The organism is Bacillus cereus group sp. Bc061 (assembly GCF_027715825.1).
GTDB lineage: Bacteria > Bacillota > Bacilli > Bacillales > Bacillaceae_G > Bacillus_A > Bacillus_A paranthracis.
The window spans coordinates 240,623-256,336 of sequence record NZ_JAQFTZ010000002.1; the positions used below are offsets into that span (position 1 = coordinate 240,623).

The following is a 15,714-nucleotide window of genomic DNA, read 5'->3' on the forward strand; positions in this document are numbered from 1 at the left end:
ATAGCTAGCCATTTTATATTTGTCAATGTTTTTTCTTTACACTATAATGAAGTCATCATAGTAAATAATATATAGAGTATCACGTTTTTCAAAAAGATGCTACATCGAAAGGAGAGATTACCATAAAAGCCAGTGGTATTGTTGTTGAATATAACCCTTTTCATAACGGTCATGCTTATCATGTGCAACAAACAAAAAAGTTAACACACTCTGATATTACAATCGCTGTTATGAGTGGCCCTTTTTTACAACGTGGTGAGCCAGCACTCGTATCCAAATGGTATCGTACCAAAATGGCCTTAGCATGCGGTGTAGACCTCGTTGTAGAGCTTCCTTATGCCTTTTCAACGCAAAAGGCCGAAACCTTTGCAAATGGCGCTATTTCTATTTTAAACGCCCTACACGTTTCTGAAATTTGTTTCGGCAGTGAAGATGGACAAATCGAAAATTTTTATAACACCATCTCTGTGCAGAAAAATGAAGAAGAGACTTTTAATCGTCTTGTAAAGCAATTTATGAACGCAGGTAATAGTTACGCAAAAGCTACATCTGAAGCTTTCCTACATATTTTATCTTCTGAAAAAAATATAGACATGTCACAACCAAATAACATTTTAGGCTTCCAATACATAAAAGCAATTCTAATGCAAAATAGTTCTATGCAAGCACAAACGATAAAAAGATTCGCATCTCATTATCATGATGAAACATTTAACGACCAACATATTGCAAGCGCAACAAGTATTCGCAAACAACTTTTTAGTGAAAATAGTTCCTTTACAGAAATTGAGCCTTTCATCCCAAAAGCGACTGCTTCTCTTTTAACGAGTTATAAACAAAACTACGGGACATTACATAATTGGGAACAATACTTTTCATTTTTTAAATACAAACTTATGACGATGTCTCCAGAAGACTTACGACATATATATGAAATTGAGGAAGGTTTAGAGCATCGTATTTTATCAAAAATACAAACCAGTTCCTCCTTCCATTCATTCATGGAAGCGTTAAAAACGAAACGTTATACGTGGACTAGATTACAAAGAGCTTGTACACATATTTTAACAAATACAACAAAAGAAGAAATACATTGCGCAAATATAGAGCAACATGCACCATACATTCGTCTATTAGGCATGTCACAAAAAGGACAAACGTACCTTTCAAAAAACAAGAAAAAAATAGAGCTTCCAATCCTTACCCATACAAAAACATTTGACCATCCTACTTTACACATAGATCGAAAAGCCAATTCTGTATATTTCTCCATCATACAAGAACCATTACGAACACAACTACTAAAACAAGATGCAACACATCACCCAATTCGTTACGATGAAACAACTGCAAAATTCCTATAAAAAAATCTCTCTGAAAAAGAGAGATTTTTTTATTCATTGCCCATTTTTTCCAAATACATTAATGCATCGTCCAACGTATCAACTGGCACAACTTTCATTTTCGTTTTAATATCTTTCGCAGCCTCAAGTGCATCTTTATAATTCGATTTCTCTGCACCTTTTTCATTTGGTGCAAAGAACACTTCAGCACCAGCATCACTTGCAGCAACCACTTTTTGCTGAATACCGCCAATCGGGCCAACTTCTCCCTTTTCATTGATCGTCCCTGTTCCAGCTATTTCATGCCCTCTTGTTAAATCATCTTCCACCAGTTGGTTATATATTTCTAATGTAAACATTAGGCCTGCCGATGGTCCGCCTATTTCATGAGAGTCAATTTTCACTTTCGGATCTACCACTAATTCTCTTTCCGTAACGATAGAAACACCTATACCAACACGTCCATTTCCATTCGGAATAGTCTTTACATTTAAATTTTCTTTTAACTGTTTCCCATCCCTCTTGTACTCAATATTTACTGTATCTCCTTCTTTTTTCCCTGTCATATATTCAATAAATTGTTCTGTCTTTTCAAATGTTTTTCCGTCGACGGCAATGATAACATCTCCAAGTTTAAGCTTTCCTTCTGAAGGCATCCCTTTCGCTACACCAGCAACCAACACACCTTTATTTTCAAAAGAAACAGTACGATTTGCACGTTTATAAGCATTATAAATCGCTGCATTTTGCGAATCTTTCATCGCATAATTTTGGCGAAATTGATATTCTTCATCACTTTCACCTTTTTGCAATATTTCTTCCGCTTTTGAAATATGTGTATATTTATTAAACTGTGCCGCTATTAAATTCACTACATTTGCCGGTCCCATTGAAACCGTAACAAGCATAAAATCACCTGATTCTTTTGTTCCCCCTTCAACTTGAACGTAAGGCTCTAATTTGGCAGCCATTCCTGGTTTCGTTACATAATACGGCAGACGTACATAAACAAGTAACATTGCCAATATAACCCCTATTAAAATTGCATATATAAACCGAAAACGCTTAAACATTATGTTTCTCCTTCCACTGCTCAATTAATAAATGAATATTTGCAACATGCTTTTCCGCTTCTACCTCTCCAACTCGAATAATGTCTTCAATGTTTGTAAAAGCCCGGGAACTAAATTGTTCTACAGCTGGTCGCATCATTAAATCAGATGCAATTTGCCGATTTATCACAAGCTCATGTTGCATAATTTCAATACTCTGCATAATTACATCATAAATAGACGTAACCTCTCCATTTACTTTAATCGGGGATACATCAACAGCAATGACAATATCGGCACCTAACTCTTTCACAACCGATACTGGGATGCGATCAATTACTCCGCCATCTACCAATAATCGTCCATCTATTTTCTCTGGCACAAACACTCCAGGTACAGAAATACTTGCTCTCACCGCCTCTGCAACTGGACCACTTGTAAAAACTACTTTTTCCCCCTTTAAGATATCAGTAGCCACAACAGCCGTCGGGATATCTAATTCTTCTAAATTTTTATTATATGTAAACATTTTAATCATATCTTTGACACGTTTTCCAGAAATAAATCCCATTTTCGGAACCGTAAAATCTAAATAATATTTCCTCTTAAAAACATTTGCCAGTTTATACAGTCTTTCAACGTTTGAACTAGCCGCATAAAATGTACCTACTAAAGCCCCCATACTACTTCCTGCAATCATATGAATCGGTATATCATTTTCCCTTAAAACCTTTATAACACCAATATGAGCAAAACCTTTTGCGCCCCCAGATCCAAGAGCTAAGCCAATTTTCGGTTCTTTCACTTTTCTCACCCTTTAATTTTTTTCGTTCCTTTTTCATACTTATGGTCTAAATTCACTACGTATCCACGTATACTGAAATGAACGTTTTTTGGGACAAAGGGGGATTTACTTACATGTATGAAAAATGGAAAACGGCTTTCCTTACCATATCAACACTTTTTTTAACCTTTTCTCTTGTACTCCACCCCCAAGCTGCTTTACAAGCTTCCATTCGAGGGTTAAATATATGGTGGGAAGTTGTATTCCCTTCACTTTTACCGTTTTTCATCATTGCCGAACTTCTCATTAGTATTGGTGTTGTAAAATTTATAGGCGTTATATTAGAACCACTTATGCGACCACTTTTCCGCGTTCCAGGAATAGGCGGATTTGTTTGGGCAATGGGAATGGCTTCAGGCTTTCCCGCTGGCGCCAAATTAAGCGCTAGACTGCGCAAAAGCAATCAACTAACACAAATTGAAGCAGAACGCCTCGTATCTTTTACAAACTCATCCAATCCACTTTTTATTTTCGGGGCTGTTTCTATCGGTTTTTTCAATAATCCGAAATTAGGAATCGTATTAGCTGCTGCACATTATGTAAGTAATTTTGTCGTCGGGTTACTGATGCGTTTTTACGGCAATAACAACAGTTCCACGCATGATAAACATGCTACTAAAAAACGCCCTTTTCAAAACCCTTTTTCAATTCTACACGAGACACGTATGCAAGAAAAAAGACCAATAGGAAAATTACTTGGGGACGCTATCGTTTCTTCTATCCAAACATTACTTATGATTGGTGGATTCATTATTTTATTCTCTGTTTTAAATAAAATGATTACTGTATTTCATATTACAGCAGCCCTCTCTTTTATTATGCAACATATTTTATCATTCTTCCAACTAACTACTGAATTTAGTATCCCAATATTATCTGGCATTTTTGAAATGACACTCGGAAGCCAAATGATTAGTCAAATAACTGAAACACCCCTCCTGCAGCAAGCTATGGTAACAAGCTTTATTTTAGCATTTAGTGGCCTTTCTATTCAGGCACAAGTCGCTAGCATATTAGCTGAAACAGACATTCGATTTAAGCCCTATTTTTTCGCAAGAATTATCCAAAGTATTCTTGCTCCTATTTTTACTTTTATATTTTGGAAACCGTTTTATGAAAAAGTAAGCTCTTTTTCACCTATGCAAAAAGATCTACCTGTCTTTTTATCGAATCATTCTTCTATACTGCATGACATTTGGACATCTTTTGTACACTACGGACCAATATTTACATTATTTTGTTTATATGTATATGTCATCTTATTATTTTTTCGGAGCAACAAAGAAAAACCCCGTTCACTTTAACGGGGTTTGAAACTTTTCTTTTAAAGCACGTTCTACAACAGGAGGGACAAGATCTACTACACTTCCTCCATATCTCGCAACTTCTTTCACAATGCTCGAGCTTAAAAATGAGTATTGATTGTTTGTCATAATAAAAAAGGTTTCAATGTTTTCATCTAACTTTCGATTCATAGAAGTAATTTGCATCTCATATTCAAAATCAGAAACTGCGCGTAATCCACGTAAAATCGCGTTCGCATTACGCATTTTTGCATACTCAACTAATAGTCCACTATGTGAATCTACTTTGACATTAGGAATATCCTTTGTTGCTTCTCGAATTAAATCTAAACGCTCTTCCACTGAAAAGAACGGTTTTTTTGACGAGTTGTTTAAAACTACTACGTATACCTCGTCAAATACTTTTGCTCCCCTTTTAATAATATCCAGATGCCCAAGGGTAATTGGATCAAAACTTCCCGAAGAAATAGCTATACTTGTCATTCCGTCCCCTCACCTTCATACTTATAAATCGATATCGCTGTAATGCCATAATTTTCAGCTCGCACTTTTACAAGTCTTCCTATAGCCTCAGGTAAAACTACATCATTACCATGCTCCGCCATAATTAAACCATCGTTATGTAGCAATCCATGTTGATCCATTACACTAATTAAAGATACAATTTTTTGATCTTTATATGGAGGATCAATTAATATAAGATCAAATGATATTTCACGTTTTATAAGTGCTTTTATCGCACGTTCTGCATCATTCCGATATACTTCAGCTTGTTCCTGTATTCTACAACTTTCTAAATTTTGATGGATTACCTTTATCGCTTTATTGTCTCGATCAACAAAAATCGCTTTATCAATCCCTCTACTTATAGCTTCGATTCCAAGACCACCGCTACCACCAAATAAATCAAGAGCGACACCCCCATCAAAATAAGGGCCTATCATATTAAAAATGGATTCTTTTACTTTATCAGTCGTTGGACGTGTTGTATTACCTGGCACCGCTTTAAGTGGGTGTCCTTTACATTTTCCTGAAACTACTCTCATCTGTTGTCACTACCTTTATTTCAATCTATAGAGCAATTATAGAAAGCCCTTCTCCATTCGGTAACCGCTACCAAACTTTACGATTCCATTCATCTTCCAACGAAGACTAGAAGAACTTAGCTTAAAATAACCGCTCTGCATTTTTATGTATTCATCTCACTATTCGCTAACACGAACTATTCGTTTCACTTTATCTTTTTTATCCTATCATAAAATAAAAAAAAGAAAAATAAAAAGCCCAACATAAAATTTAATTTCATCATGTATATCTTCATTTAGATTGGACATAAATAACTATAACAACATCACCTTCGATGTTGTTGCCAACCGCGGAGAAGACTTACGTTTCCCCATAAGTTCTTCCTCCGGTTTCTCCTCTCCCTTTGCCTTCTTACTAGTACATGCTAGTATAAGAAGGGCCCTGCTTTGCAGGGTTTTTTTTCTTTGTCTACTTTTCATTTAAAAAGTGAGATGGTACAGTAAAAGAAAGAGGAGGAAAAGATATGATTCAACGCTTTATAGAACTCGGAGAGGGCTACTCTGATTTATATGAATTACTTGAAATTGCCAAAGCAAATCAAGAACGTATAACACATATGTTACAATTTGAAACAATTAAAAACGAAAAAAAAGTGTGCTCACTTGTTGTAATATTAAAACCAACTACTACTGGTGATTTCCAACCATTATACATATGTCGTGAAGGCATTCCTGTACTTGAAAATAAAAAAAGTAAACGCGTCATTTTATTTGAAGAAACGGCAGAACAACTTGGAAAAAAAGTGACTACCTTTACGGTAAAACCATCCACAACTTTCCCAGAAAAAGAACTGTTTTTCAATCATTTAATTGGTATTTTACGAATGAATAATTTTATTCCTCCAATGAAATAATGTGTTATTTCAAATAAAAAATCCCCTGTTAAAATTAGCAGGGGATTTTTTCTATTAGCTATAATCGTATTCTTTTGCCCGATCAGGACGTGAATTTTCAAATTCCGTTTTTAAATACGGGCGGTACGACTGTTCTATCTTTTTCACAAAAGGAAGTTTGTTCAACTTTTGCATCATATGCTCAATTTGTTCCATATCACAATATACTACTGCATATTTTAAACGTTTTGATATGTAATGTATGTTACCATATTTTCTTAAAATCTTGGCATGTTTCAATGAATGTAAATAAACAATCATACTTTGTCGTTGCCCGAACATAATCTTCTCCATCTTCTCCTTTTAAAAACATATATTTTATATTTTATGAAAACCAATCAGAAATTTATGACATTACAGGACAAACTCTGTATACGTTTTCTTCTACCTTCTAAAAAACGGGGTGATTTACCCCGTTTTTTTACAACCGCAACCTCCGCCGGTACCACAACCGCCACCACAGCCACCAGCATCAAAAAATGGATTTCCTGTTGGAACTTTGATGGAAGAGGACACCTCAGAACCGATTGCTACACTAACTTCATCTAACAACTTTTGTAAAGCCGTTTCTACTCGTTTAAAAGCTGCAATCTTATCATGTAAATCTACAGAACGCTTCAATTCCCTCATTTTCGTCGAAACGAAAGTATAGTCAGGATGATATTTACCGAAACGTTGCACTTCCTCATATCGTTCTTTCATCGCTGTAAATTGCTGAATTAACGTCTGAACTTCCATATCTTCATGCAAGTCTTTATAACATTTACGGTAATCTTCTGCTATATCTGAACAGATGATCGCTTTTGCAAGCTGCTCTGCCTTATCTAATATTAATACGCTTTCTAGCGTCGCTACAATCATGAGAGACACCTCCGAGTATTTATCATACCACATTTAGAATAGAACTACTAATTGAAGTGTCTCACTAAACAGAAAGATATCATTCTAACTATTTTTTAATAATTTCAGTACACATTTATACATTAATATGTTCCGCGATGTTGTATTTAACAACATCCCACTTCCCACTATTTTCATTCACATAACTAATACATGCGTTTTTTAACGGTGTTTTAAACGAAATATCTTCCGGAGCAATTGCATGTAAAATTGCTTTTATCGCATGAGAATGGGCTACAATAATAATACGTTTGCCAGAATGAGTTTCTGCAACATCTTTTACCGCAGCAAAACAACGAGCTACAATTTCTTCATCTTGCTCCATACCTTCTACTTTACCTTCTGCAATTAATTCCCTAACAGTCGCAACTGGCTTCCCAGAAGCTTCACCAAAATTACGTTCAACAAATCGCTCATCTAATAAAATTGATTGTAATCCAGTTGCCTCTGCAATTTCCTTAGCTGTTTCTTGCGCTCTAATTAATGGGCTACTTATAATTATATCCCATGCCTCCGCTTGCAAAGCAGCTGCACTTTGACTCGCTTGCTTCTTCCCCACTTCATTAAGCGGAATATCTTCACGTCCCTGAATAATCTCTTGAAAATTCCAATCAGTTTGTCCATGTCGTACTAAACAAATTTCCGTCATGCTCATGCTGCAACTCCTTTTTAAATAATCCGCTTCTATTGTATCAAAAGTTCTGCATGACGGACATAGTTTTCCCTTCCAATTATGTTGCATTTTGCTGCTTCATATACTGAAACATATCAATCATAATGGAAGCAACTGCCAATTGATTTTGAAATTTCTCAACTTTATCTGGTATCGTTTTTTTGAAATGTTGCATAGCTGCTAACTCAAATGCCTCTTTTTCTTCAGGGTTTCGCGTTAGTTTTCTATACCAGTAAGGTTGCTCCCTAATATAGCGAGATAAATCCTCATCAGCCTTTATAAACTCCATAATTTCTGCTCTCATCCGCTTTCCTCCTAATCCTTCTGAAAGAAAAATGGATTATTTTCGGAAGTACTCTCTTCTTGCTGCGTGCGTTTTCCTTGAAATTGTTGAAAAACTTGTTGCACACTCCCAATAGCACTCGTCACATTGGCTAAATGATGTTGCATTTGTTCCACGTCTAACTTTTTAAAGAAAGAAAGCATTTGTCCCATCACATCAGCAGTTTTTTCCTCTTCAGTTCGAGTATCCTTTTCTTTTCCATTTTCTTTTTTCTTTTCTTTTACCGAAGAAAAAGCAGGCGCTCCATCCGGTCTAAAAGTTGCCCATATTGGATCTTCTTCACCAAGTAAGTACCATTCCTCATAAAACTGTTGCCAAGTTTTATGACCACTTCGAACTTCATGAAGCATTTTAGGGTGATGGTTTACAAACTCTTTAAACTGTTGAACCGATGGATGTAACGGTCCTTTTGTTGTCGGCATAATCCTCACCTCTTCATGTATATCTACTATATAATAAGAAAAAAAAGGCGCATGGTTCGCCTATTTTTAGACGATTCATGCACCTTTTTATCCTACTATTTGCATAGGGGAAGATTCCCATCCACAATTTACAGTTTCATTTTATTTCCGAATAAAGTTTTGTGTATAAAACTTATCGTATACGCCAACACCTAATCCTGTAAATTGTTCATTCAATAAATTTTTTCGATGTCCCTCACTATTTAACCAACCTTGCAATGCCGCAACCCCATCACTATGTTGCGCCGCTATGTTCTCACCGGCAAGTTGAAATCCTACTTTCCCGCGCTGTAAACGATCTCCTAACGTACCTAATGTAGGTGAATCGTGTGAAAAGTAATTATTATCCTTCATATCTTTACTATGACCGATTGCCACCTCTGCCGTTTGTTGGTCCCACGCTAATAACGGTAAATTATGACGACTTCGAATAATATTTGTTAAATCAAAAATTTGTTGCATATTCCCATTCTCTATTTGTTTCATTTTATCTGGAGTTAATGGTTGTTCTGCTAATAATTCACCCGAATAAACGAGCTGATACGGTCTTTGACGCAATAACGTTTCGTCATCCATATAACGAACACCGACAAGCTCATGCGTAAAATGATCAAAATATAATTGTGCCCAACCATCTTCTACTGGTACTAATGGTTGTTCCATCACTTCGGTATCAGATAACTCAAATTGATAACTATTCTTTCCTCTTTTTAACGAAATCTCATGAGAAAGTGGATTCTTTTTATACACATCTTCATACTTTTCATTTATATAATAAGGTGGCACCTTAACTTGCTCACCAGCGACATACGCCGTTACAATTTTACGTTCAGCAACCCCAAATTGAACATACTGAGCTAAATCTTGATTGTATACCCACCATTCATATCCGTAAGCAGATGGTTCTATTCGAGAAGGTTCGCCCCATTTTGCTAATAAATTTTCAGAGTCCCCACCAATCATATTTAAAACCGTATCAGAAGAGTCTTCATTTACTTGTTTTTTCTTTTTCACAATTTTATTTTCTTGCTTTGATTGAGATGGGGTTAATATATATTGTGAAACGAGTAATTTCCCGTATAAATCAACAGCTAAAATTAAAATTGTAATCATTACGATACGCAATAATTTCTTCAATCGATATACCTCCTGCAAAAAACATAAAATTGAGATATACACAAATCCTTTTCTTTCCTTTTTTTGTGTGTACCGTACTCTTTTCACTATATCATATTTTCGCAAAAAAAGTCTGGATTATCCCTTTTCTCTCAATATGAATTGCACTTTCTTATTATTCATACTATTATAAAAATAATGGTGTAACATTAAAAAAGGAGGTATTTTATGCAATTTACAAATACGAAATTTAATGGGGCAGTCGTTGATTTAACACTATTAACAGAGATTATGGAAAAGAACCATTTTGTACTTGCTGGACAGTGGGATTATGAACGAGTTACATACGATTATAAATTCGAAATATTAAACGATGTTTATTATTTACGTGTACAAGGTTTAGCTGTTGAAGGTGACATTGGCAGCAGACATGCTGAAATAAAGCTACTCTCTCCCTTATTAGGTAAACATTATTATCCTCACGGCGTTGAATATGGTGATGGTGAAACTTTCCCAACGAATGTAATTCAAAAAAGCGAACAACTCCTACAAAATATCGAAAAAGAGTTAAAAGAATTCCAAATCATTGAGTAAATAGAACAAGCGCATCAATATGATGCGCTTGTTCTATTTATCTTACTTAAGAATGAATCGTCTTTTTGACTGGATATCCATAAATAGTTCCATCCTTTACTTTAATCTCATCTTCCCAAGGAACCTTATATTTACCTTCAGCTAAATCTTTTACAAACGTATATGGGTTTTCTTTCACCCCACCAGGAGTCGCTACATATCCCCTTGAACCTAGATTATATATATTATTTTCGAGACCCCATCCTAATCTAGCTTGATCTGCTAGCTCTGGATATACTTCAGCAGTAACAATCTCCCAAGGATTTCGGTGTCCCTGCACTAAAGTAGTCCCATCAAAATTACATACTTGTCCTTCACCAAAATAATAAAATACACCATCATAACCGGCTAAGTTCACCGACAATGTATACATTAAATTTTGCCATGCATTCGAACGATTAGTTAACATCCATTGTTCACTAACTTGTGTGCTATATCCAGAAATACGAATCAAGACATTTGCACCTTTATAAGCTGCTTCACGAGCTACTTCAGGAAACATACCATCATGACAAATACAAACAGCTAATTTACTTCCTCCTGGCCCATCACAAACAGGTAAACCTAAATCTCCAGCCTTCCAAGGTTCAACTGGCACCCAAGGATTCAGCTTACGATACTTCAAAATCATTTCACCTTGTGGATCAATAATTATTGCTGTATTATACGGTTCTCCACCATCAGGATTTCTTTCCATTATAGAAAAAACACCATATACTTCAGACTCTTTACATGCCTCAGCAAACAAGTCTGTTTCTGGCCCAGGGACCGTACATAAAAACTCTTCTGTAGTCCATTTTTTTGTATTAAGCCCTTGCGTACTATATTCTGGAAATACTATCAATTCCAATCCAGGATACCCTGCTTTAGTTGAATGAATTGTTTTTATGATCTGTTTAATTTGTTTATCAATGTCTGCACGTGACTCTACTACCGGTACTGGATATTGTATTAATGCTGCTAAAAAACCACTAATTGGCTTTACCATACTTCCACTACTACCCATTTAAATTCCCCCTTAAAATAGTCCTTGTTTTATTAAAGATAACAATATAAATTTGTAACTCTCTAAAAAACTTGTACTACACATGGAATTATTATGCATTAAAGCTAGTAGTAAATCTTATATCCACTTTTAGTACATGCCTACACTAACTTAACATAAATAATTAGAAAATTCAATCTATTAAAGTTTAGTAAAACTAAAAAAGTGTATGGAAACCCATACACTTTTTTACTTCGTTTGTAAATACGGCGGCAATTGTTGTAACTGCTCTTTATCCTTTTCACGCTCTCGACGCGCCCATCGAAAGAACACATAACCAATAATTGTACCGTACACTATTTCCTGGACAATTTTCATAATGATGCCGCCTGTTTGTTGGTCTTGTACGATCGGCATCCAGTGTAAAAATTCTGGTCCAGTTATATTTAAATCAGATAAAGTTCCCGCCGGTACACATAGTTCCATCGCCTTCATCCAAGCAACCGGATCCGTATACGTTGCAAACAACGGCGCCGTTGCAAAAATAATTAACGCACAAGCTGGCGTTAATAATATACCGTTAGCAAACATATAACCAAGTTTCTTTATATCACTTAACGTTTGATATTCTGGTAATGGATTTAGCATCGGCCACCACATCATGATTGCCGTAAAGAACAATATAGCGAGACAGATAGGATGAGCAATTTGACTTTGTTTTACTGCATCAAAAACAACTGGTAAATGATAAAAAGAAAACAGGCCATTAAATACAAACAATGCAATAAGTGGCTTAGCAAATATCTTTAATATAATTTGAACGAACTTAAAAGAAGTAATATAACGATATAACCAAACTGGTATACCAAGCAACAACAAAGGCGGAACGGCAATATACATAACTGCCATTTCAAACATATGTGCACTAAATATAATATGACCAATTAAATCAATAGGCCCTCCCTTTACAAAATACAAAAGAACAATTCCAGTCGTAAAATAAAAAACTTGCTTCTTACTTACCTTTGTCGCATGTTCAAATCGCATTCTATACGGCCCAATAATTAAAAAATATCCAATGAGGATCGAAAGCATAAATAATAAAAAGATTGGACTCCATAGCGCTTGAAAACCAAATATCCACAAGTTACTCATTTTCACACCTACCTTCTTAAGGTTATCCGTTCACATAACATGAAGAGGGAGCTGTGTCAACACAAGCTCCCTTATTCTTCACTTTTCAAATCCACACAATTGTCATAAAAGCTAAAATTGTAATTAATCCGATCAACAGACCAGAATAAAGAAAGAAACTTGCCGCTTCATGTCCTTTATGACTCATATGCATAAAATAATACAATTGAAAAATTACTTGTACCACCGCTAATAGTAAAATAAATGGTACTGAAAAAGTCGGACTAAAAGTTTTCGGATATGCTACCGCTGCAAATGCAACTAATGTTAAAAAAATCATTAATGCAAATGTAATAACTTGATGCTTCATTTCCTCCGCACTTTTTCTTTTCCGATAAACAAGATCAACTTTAGGATTATTCGTTTGCTTTATCGCCATTGTTTATCCCACCATTCCCATTAAATATACTACAGTGAAAATAAACACCCAAACTACGTCAATAAAGTGCCAATAAATCGATGCAACATAAAACTTCGGTGCATTGTATAAATTTAGACCTCTCTTCGCATTCCTAAAGATTAATGTTAAAATCCAACACAATCCAAACAATACGTGGAGTCCATGTGTACCAACAAGAGCATAAAACGCGGAACCAAATGCGCTACTTCTCATAGTATGCTTAAATTCATGCGTATAATGATAAAACTCATATATCTCAAATCCTAAAAAGCCTAAACCTAGCAGCACTGTTACTAGTAGCCAAAGTTGCATTTTCTTAAAATTAAAGTTTTTCATATGATACATCGCATATACGCTCGTTAAGCTACTCGTTAATAAAAGCATCGTCATAATGAAAACGAGTGGCATTTGAAACATCTCTTGAGATGTTGGTCCGCCATTTGTAGAATTCTTTAACGCTAAATATGTGCCAAATAAGGAAGCGAACAATACTGTTTCGCCTCCAAGAAATAACCAAAAACCGACAAACTTATTTTTCCCCTCAAGGGTTGCTTTTTCAGGCTCTGCTGGAAATGTTTCATTCGTTAATTTTTCATCTACATGCATTACGCCTTGCCCCCCTTATCCTCTAAATCTTCTTTATGAATATGATACCCATGATCATCAATTACTGAACGTAGGAACATTGCGCCAAATGTAATGATTAAACCAATAATTGCTACTAATAACCAGAACTTATCTTTTCCGCCCTGCATATACATCGCACCAAATGCCGCTATAAACAATCCGAAAGAAATGACAAATGGTGAAAACGAAGGATTTGGCATATGAATATCACCAACTGGTTCCGCTGCTGTCATCTCTTTATTACCTTCACGTTTTTCAATCCAAAACGGATCTAATCCACGAACAAATGGTAATTGTTTAAAGTTATATTCTGGTGTCGGTGCTGGCATTGTCCATTCTAATGTACGTGCATCCCACGGATCACGACCAGCTTTTTCTTTTGATACTGTCGTTTTAATTACATTGAATAGAAGAACAATCGTTCCAAGAGCCATAAACACCGCTCCGATGGAACTAATCATATTCCCCATTTCCAACCCTTGCCCTTCAAGATATGTGTAGTAACGGCGTGGCATACCAATCAAGCCAAGGAAATGCTGAATAAAGAACGTTAAATGGAAGCCGATAAAGAATAGCCAGAACGTTATCTTTCCTAATGTTTCATTTAATACTTTATTAAACATCAGTGGCCAATAATAATGAGCTCCTGCAAGTAAACCAAATACAACACCGCCAACGATTACATAATGAAAATGCGCTACTACGAAATAGTTATCATGAAATTGATAATCAGCTGGTGCAGATGCTAGCATAACCCCTGTAACTCCACCCATTACGAATGATGGAATGAAAGCTACTGCCCACATCATTGGTGTCGTAAAACGAATACTTCCGCCCCACATTGTAAAGAGCCAGTTGAATATTTTGATACCAGTTGGAACCGCAATCGCCATTGTTGCGACCGAGAAAATAGCATTAGCAACTGGACCAAGTCCAACAGTAAACATATGGTGCGCCCATACCATAAATCCTAAAAATCCAATTAATACAGTCGCAAACACCATCGATGAATAACCAAACAATCGTTTTTTCGAAAATGTCGCGAAGATTTCTGAGAATATTCCGAAAGCTGGGAGTATAAGAATGTATACTTCTGGATGACCGAAAATCCAGAATAAATGCTCCCATATAATTGTATTCCCGCCCAATGCCGGATTAAAGAAACTTGTTCCAAATAAACGATCTAACATTAAAAGTCCTAATCCTACAGTTAACGGCGGAAAAGCGAATAATATAAGCGAAGATGTTACAAATGTCGTCCATGTAAACATCGGCATACGCATGTACGTCATTCCTGGCGCCCGCATATTAATAATGGTTACAAGGAAGTTAATACCTCCAATTAATGTACCAATACCTGAGATTTGCAAGCCGAGTACATAGAAATCAACACCATGACCTTTAGAGGCTAAAGCTAAAGATGCATAAGATGTCCATCCTGCATCAGGTGCTCCACCTAAAAACCAACTTAAATTTAAAAATACTCCACCAAAGAAAAATAACCAAAATCCGAGTGAATTCAAAAACGGGAACGCTACATCACGTGCACCAATTTGAAGTGGTACAGCGGCGTTCATAAATGCAAACACGAGTGGCATAGCTGCGAGGAAAATCATTGTTGTACCGTGCATAGTTAATACTTGATTATAAGCATCCCCAACAAGAAAAGCGTTGTTAGGAATCGCTAATTGAAGGCGAATAAATAGAGCTTCTATTCCGCCTATTATAAAAAACAATCCACCTGCAATTAAATAGAGAATGGCAATCTTTTTATGGTCTACTGTCGTTAAATAATCCCATATGACAGCACCCATCCCCTGTTTTTTTGCTACAGAACTCACGTTTTCAACCTCCCCTTCGC

The 15,714-nt window shown here is 35.8% G+C and carries 19 protein-coding genes; 4 read left to right on the forward strand and 15 right to left on the reverse strand.

The features are described 5' to 3' along the window. The first annotated feature begins 182 nt into the window (after positions 1-182). Positions 183-1,364, forward strand: a complete 1,182-nt coding sequence (locus PDQ40_RS10445; RefSeq protein WP_372715275.1) for a nucleotidyltransferase — start codon at positions 183-185, stop codon at positions 1,362-1,364. A 29-nt stretch (positions 1,365-1,393) separates the two neighbouring features. On the opposite strand, the gene PDQ40_RS10450 is transcribed toward PDQ40_RS10445, so the two are convergent. Further along, positions 1,394-2,416, reverse strand: coding sequence for a SepM family pheromone-processing serine protease (locus PDQ40_RS10450; RefSeq protein ID WP_270691410.1), 1,023 nt, complete (start codon positions 2,414-2,416; stop codon positions 1,394-1,396). Continuing rightward, a complete protein-coding gene (locus PDQ40_RS10455; protein WP_000662598.1) occupies positions 2,409-3,200 on the reverse strand; it encodes a patatin-like phospholipase family protein in 792 nt (263 codons plus the stop codon). Before PDQ40_RS10455 ends, PDQ40_RS10450 begins: the two co-directional genes overlap by 8 nt. Before the next feature lie 113 nt (positions 3,201-3,313). Here PDQ40_RS10455 and ylbJ point away from each other — a divergent pair, with 113 nt between their 5' ends. Beyond that, positions 3,314-4,543 carry a sporulation integral membrane protein YlbJ gene (ylbJ, locus tag PDQ40_RS10460; RefSeq protein WP_214328285.1) on the forward strand — a complete coding sequence of 410 codons (1,230 nt, stop codon included), beginning with the start codon at positions 3,314-3,316 and terminating at the stop codon, positions 4,541-4,543. Here the strand turns inward: ylbJ and coaD are convergent. Both coaD and rsmD read right to left on the reverse strand, forming a co-directional pair. After that, on the reverse strand, positions 4,535-5,026 hold the full coding sequence (coaD, locus tag PDQ40_RS10465; protein ID WP_000200598.1) for a pantetheine-phosphate adenylyltransferase: 492 nt from the start codon (positions 5,024-5,026) through the stop codon (positions 4,535-4,537). The two genes, ylbJ and coaD, sit on opposite strands and share 9 nt — an antisense overlap. After that, positions 5,023-5,589: a 16S rRNA (guanine(966)-N(2))-methyltransferase RsmD gene (gene rsmD / locus PDQ40_RS10470; protein ID WP_001266987.1), complete on the reverse strand. Its 567-nt coding sequence runs from the start codon at positions 5,587-5,589 to the stop codon at positions 5,023-5,025. The genes coaD and rsmD overlap by 4 nt, the downstream gene beginning before the upstream one ends. A 503-nt stretch (positions 5,590-6,092) precedes the next feature. On the opposite strand from rsmD, the gene PDQ40_RS10475 reads away from it, so the two are divergent. Beyond that, positions 6,093-6,482 carry a DUF7147 family protein gene (locus tag PDQ40_RS10475; RefSeq protein WP_000616011.1) on the forward strand — a complete coding sequence of 130 codons (390 nt, stop codon included), beginning with the start codon at positions 6,093-6,095 and terminating at the stop codon, positions 6,480-6,482. A gap of 54 nt (positions 6,483-6,536) precedes the next feature. On the opposite strand, the gene PDQ40_RS10480 is transcribed toward PDQ40_RS10475, so the two are convergent. The 6 genes from PDQ40_RS10480 to PDQ40_RS10505 all read right to left on the reverse strand — a co-directional run bounded on the left by PDQ40_RS10480 (position 6,537) and on the right by PDQ40_RS10505 (position 10,035). Next, positions 6,537-6,803: a YlbG family protein gene (locus PDQ40_RS10480; protein WP_002080814.1), complete on the reverse strand. Its 267-nt coding sequence runs from the start codon at positions 6,801-6,803 to the stop codon at positions 6,537-6,539. Positions 6,804-6,929: 126 nt separating this feature from the next. Then, the gene (locus PDQ40_RS10485) at positions 6,930-7,382 is read right to left on the reverse strand and encodes a YlbF family regulator (RefSeq protein ID WP_000634351.1); all 453 of its coding nucleotides are present in this window, start codon (positions 7,380-7,382) and stop codon (positions 6,930-6,932) included. A 115-nt stretch (positions 7,383-7,497) separates the two neighbouring features. Further along, on the reverse strand, positions 7,498-8,070 hold the full coding sequence (locus tag PDQ40_RS10490; RefSeq protein WP_001998138.1) for a histidine phosphatase family protein: 573 nt from the start codon (positions 8,068-8,070) through the stop codon (positions 7,498-7,500). Between the two features lie 82 nt (positions 8,071-8,152). Continuing rightward, positions 8,153-8,398 carry a YlbE-like family protein gene (locus tag PDQ40_RS10495; RefSeq protein WP_001200990.1) on the reverse strand — a complete coding sequence of 82 codons (246 nt, stop codon included), beginning with the start codon at positions 8,396-8,398 and terminating at the stop codon, positions 8,153-8,155. Positions 8,399-8,409: 11 nt separating this feature from the next. Continuing rightward, positions 8,410-8,859: a YlbD family protein gene (locus PDQ40_RS10500; RefSeq protein WP_001143326.1), complete on the reverse strand. Its 450-nt coding sequence runs from the start codon at positions 8,857-8,859 to the stop codon at positions 8,410-8,412. 141 nt (positions 8,860-9,000) lie between these two features. Further along, positions 9,001-10,035: a CAP domain-containing protein gene (locus PDQ40_RS10505; protein WP_000735391.1), complete on the reverse strand. Its 1,035-nt coding sequence runs from the start codon at positions 10,033-10,035 to the stop codon at positions 9,001-9,003. Positions 10,036-10,242: 207 nt separating this feature from the next. Here PDQ40_RS10505 and PDQ40_RS10510 point away from each other — a divergent pair, with 207 nt between their 5' ends. Continuing rightward, positions 10,243-10,608 carry a YugN family protein gene (locus tag PDQ40_RS10510; protein WP_001160941.1) on the forward strand — a complete coding sequence of 122 codons (366 nt, stop codon included), beginning with the start codon at positions 10,243-10,245 and terminating at the stop codon, positions 10,606-10,608. 46 nt (positions 10,609-10,654) lie between these two features. Here the strand turns inward: PDQ40_RS10510 and PDQ40_RS10515 are convergent, their stop codons facing one another. The 5 genes from PDQ40_RS10515 to ctaD form a co-directional block, all read right to left on the reverse strand. Beyond that, positions 10,655-11,653, reverse strand: a complete 999-nt coding sequence (locus tag PDQ40_RS10515; protein ID WP_000535781.1) for a formamidase — start codon at positions 11,651-11,653, stop codon at positions 10,655-10,657. A 228-nt stretch (positions 11,654-11,881) separates the two neighbouring features. After that, positions 11,882-12,787 carry a cytochrome c oxidase assembly factor CtaG gene (ctaG, locus tag PDQ40_RS10520; protein WP_000069013.1) on the reverse strand — a complete coding sequence of 302 codons (906 nt, stop codon included), beginning with the start codon at positions 12,785-12,787 and terminating at the stop codon, positions 11,882-11,884. A gap of 85 nt (positions 12,788-12,872) precedes the next feature. Beyond that, positions 12,873-13,205: a cytochrome c oxidase subunit IVB gene (gene ctaF / locus PDQ40_RS10525; protein ID WP_000985699.1), complete on the reverse strand. Its 333-nt coding sequence runs from the start codon at positions 13,203-13,205 to the stop codon at positions 12,873-12,875. A gap of 3 nt (positions 13,206-13,208) precedes the next feature. After that, a complete protein-coding gene (gene ctaE, locus PDQ40_RS10530) occupies positions 13,209-13,832 on the reverse strand; it encodes a cytochrome c oxidase subunit III (RefSeq protein ID WP_000557861.1) in 624 nt (207 codons plus the stop codon). Then, positions 13,832-15,667 carry a cytochrome c oxidase subunit I gene (gene ctaD / locus PDQ40_RS10535; RefSeq protein ID WP_169509326.1) on the reverse strand — a complete coding sequence of 612 codons (1,836 nt, stop codon included), beginning with the start codon at positions 15,665-15,667 and terminating at the stop codon, positions 13,832-13,834. Before ctaD ends, ctaE begins: the two co-directional genes overlap by 1 nt. Between the last annotated feature and the right edge of the window lie 47 nt (positions 15,668-15,714).

Coding starts and splice junctions, on each gene's coding strand:
- PDQ40_RS10450 (WP_270691410.1), bottom strand. CDS start 2,416: ATGTTTAAGCGTTTTCGGTTTATATATGCAATTTTAATAGGGGTTATA.
- ylbJ (WP_214328285.1), top strand. CDS start 3,314: ATGTATGAAAAATGGAAAACGGCTTTCCTTACCATATCAACACTTTTT.
- coaD (WP_000200598.1), bottom strand. CDS start 5,026: ATGACAAGTATAGCTATTTCTTCGGGAAGTTTTGATCCAATTACCCTT.
- rsmD (WP_001266987.1), bottom strand. CDS start 5,589: ATGAGAGTAGTTTCAGGAAAATGTAAAGGACACCCACTTAAAGCGGTG.
- PDQ40_RS10475 (WP_000616011.1), top strand. CDS start 6,093: ATGATTCAACGCTTTATAGAACTCGGAGAGGGCTACTCTGATTTATAT.
- PDQ40_RS10480 (WP_002080814.1), bottom strand. CDS start 6,803: ATGTTCGGGCAACGACAAAGTATGATTGTTTATTTACATTCATTGAAA.
- PDQ40_RS10485 (WP_000634351.1), bottom strand. CDS start 7,382: ATGATTGTAGCGACGCTAGAAAGCGTATTAATATTAGATAAGGCAGAG.
- PDQ40_RS10490 (WP_001998138.1), bottom strand. CDS start 8,070: ATGACGGAAATTTGTTTAGTACGACATGGACAAACTGATTGGAATTTT.
- PDQ40_RS10495 (WP_001200990.1), bottom strand. CDS start 8,398: ATGAGAGCAGAAATTATGGAGTTTATAAAGGCTGATGAGGATTTATCT.
- PDQ40_RS10500 (WP_001143326.1), bottom strand. CDS start 8,859: ATGCCGACAACAAAAGGACCGTTACATCCATCGGTTCAACAGTTTAAA.
- PDQ40_RS10510 (WP_001160941.1), top strand. CDS start 10,243: ATGCAATTTACAAATACGAAATTTAATGGGGCAGTCGTTGATTTAACA.
- PDQ40_RS10515 (WP_000535781.1), bottom strand. CDS start 11,653: ATGGGTAGTAGTGGAAGTATGGTAAAGCCAATTAGTGGTTTTTTAGCA.
- ctaG (WP_000069013.1), bottom strand. CDS start 12,787: ATGAGTAACTTGTGGATATTTGGTTTTCAAGCGCTATGGAGTCCAATC.
- ctaF (WP_000985699.1), bottom strand. CDS start 13,205: ATGGCGATAAAGCAAACGAATAATCCTAAAGTTGATCTTGTTTATCGG.
- ctaE (WP_000557861.1), bottom strand. CDS start 13,832: ATGCATGTAGATGAAAAATTAACGAATGAAACATTTCCAGCAGAGCCT.
- ctaD (WP_169509326.1), bottom strand. CDS start 15,667: ATGGGTGCTGTCATATGGGATTATTTAACGACAGTAGACCATAAAAAG.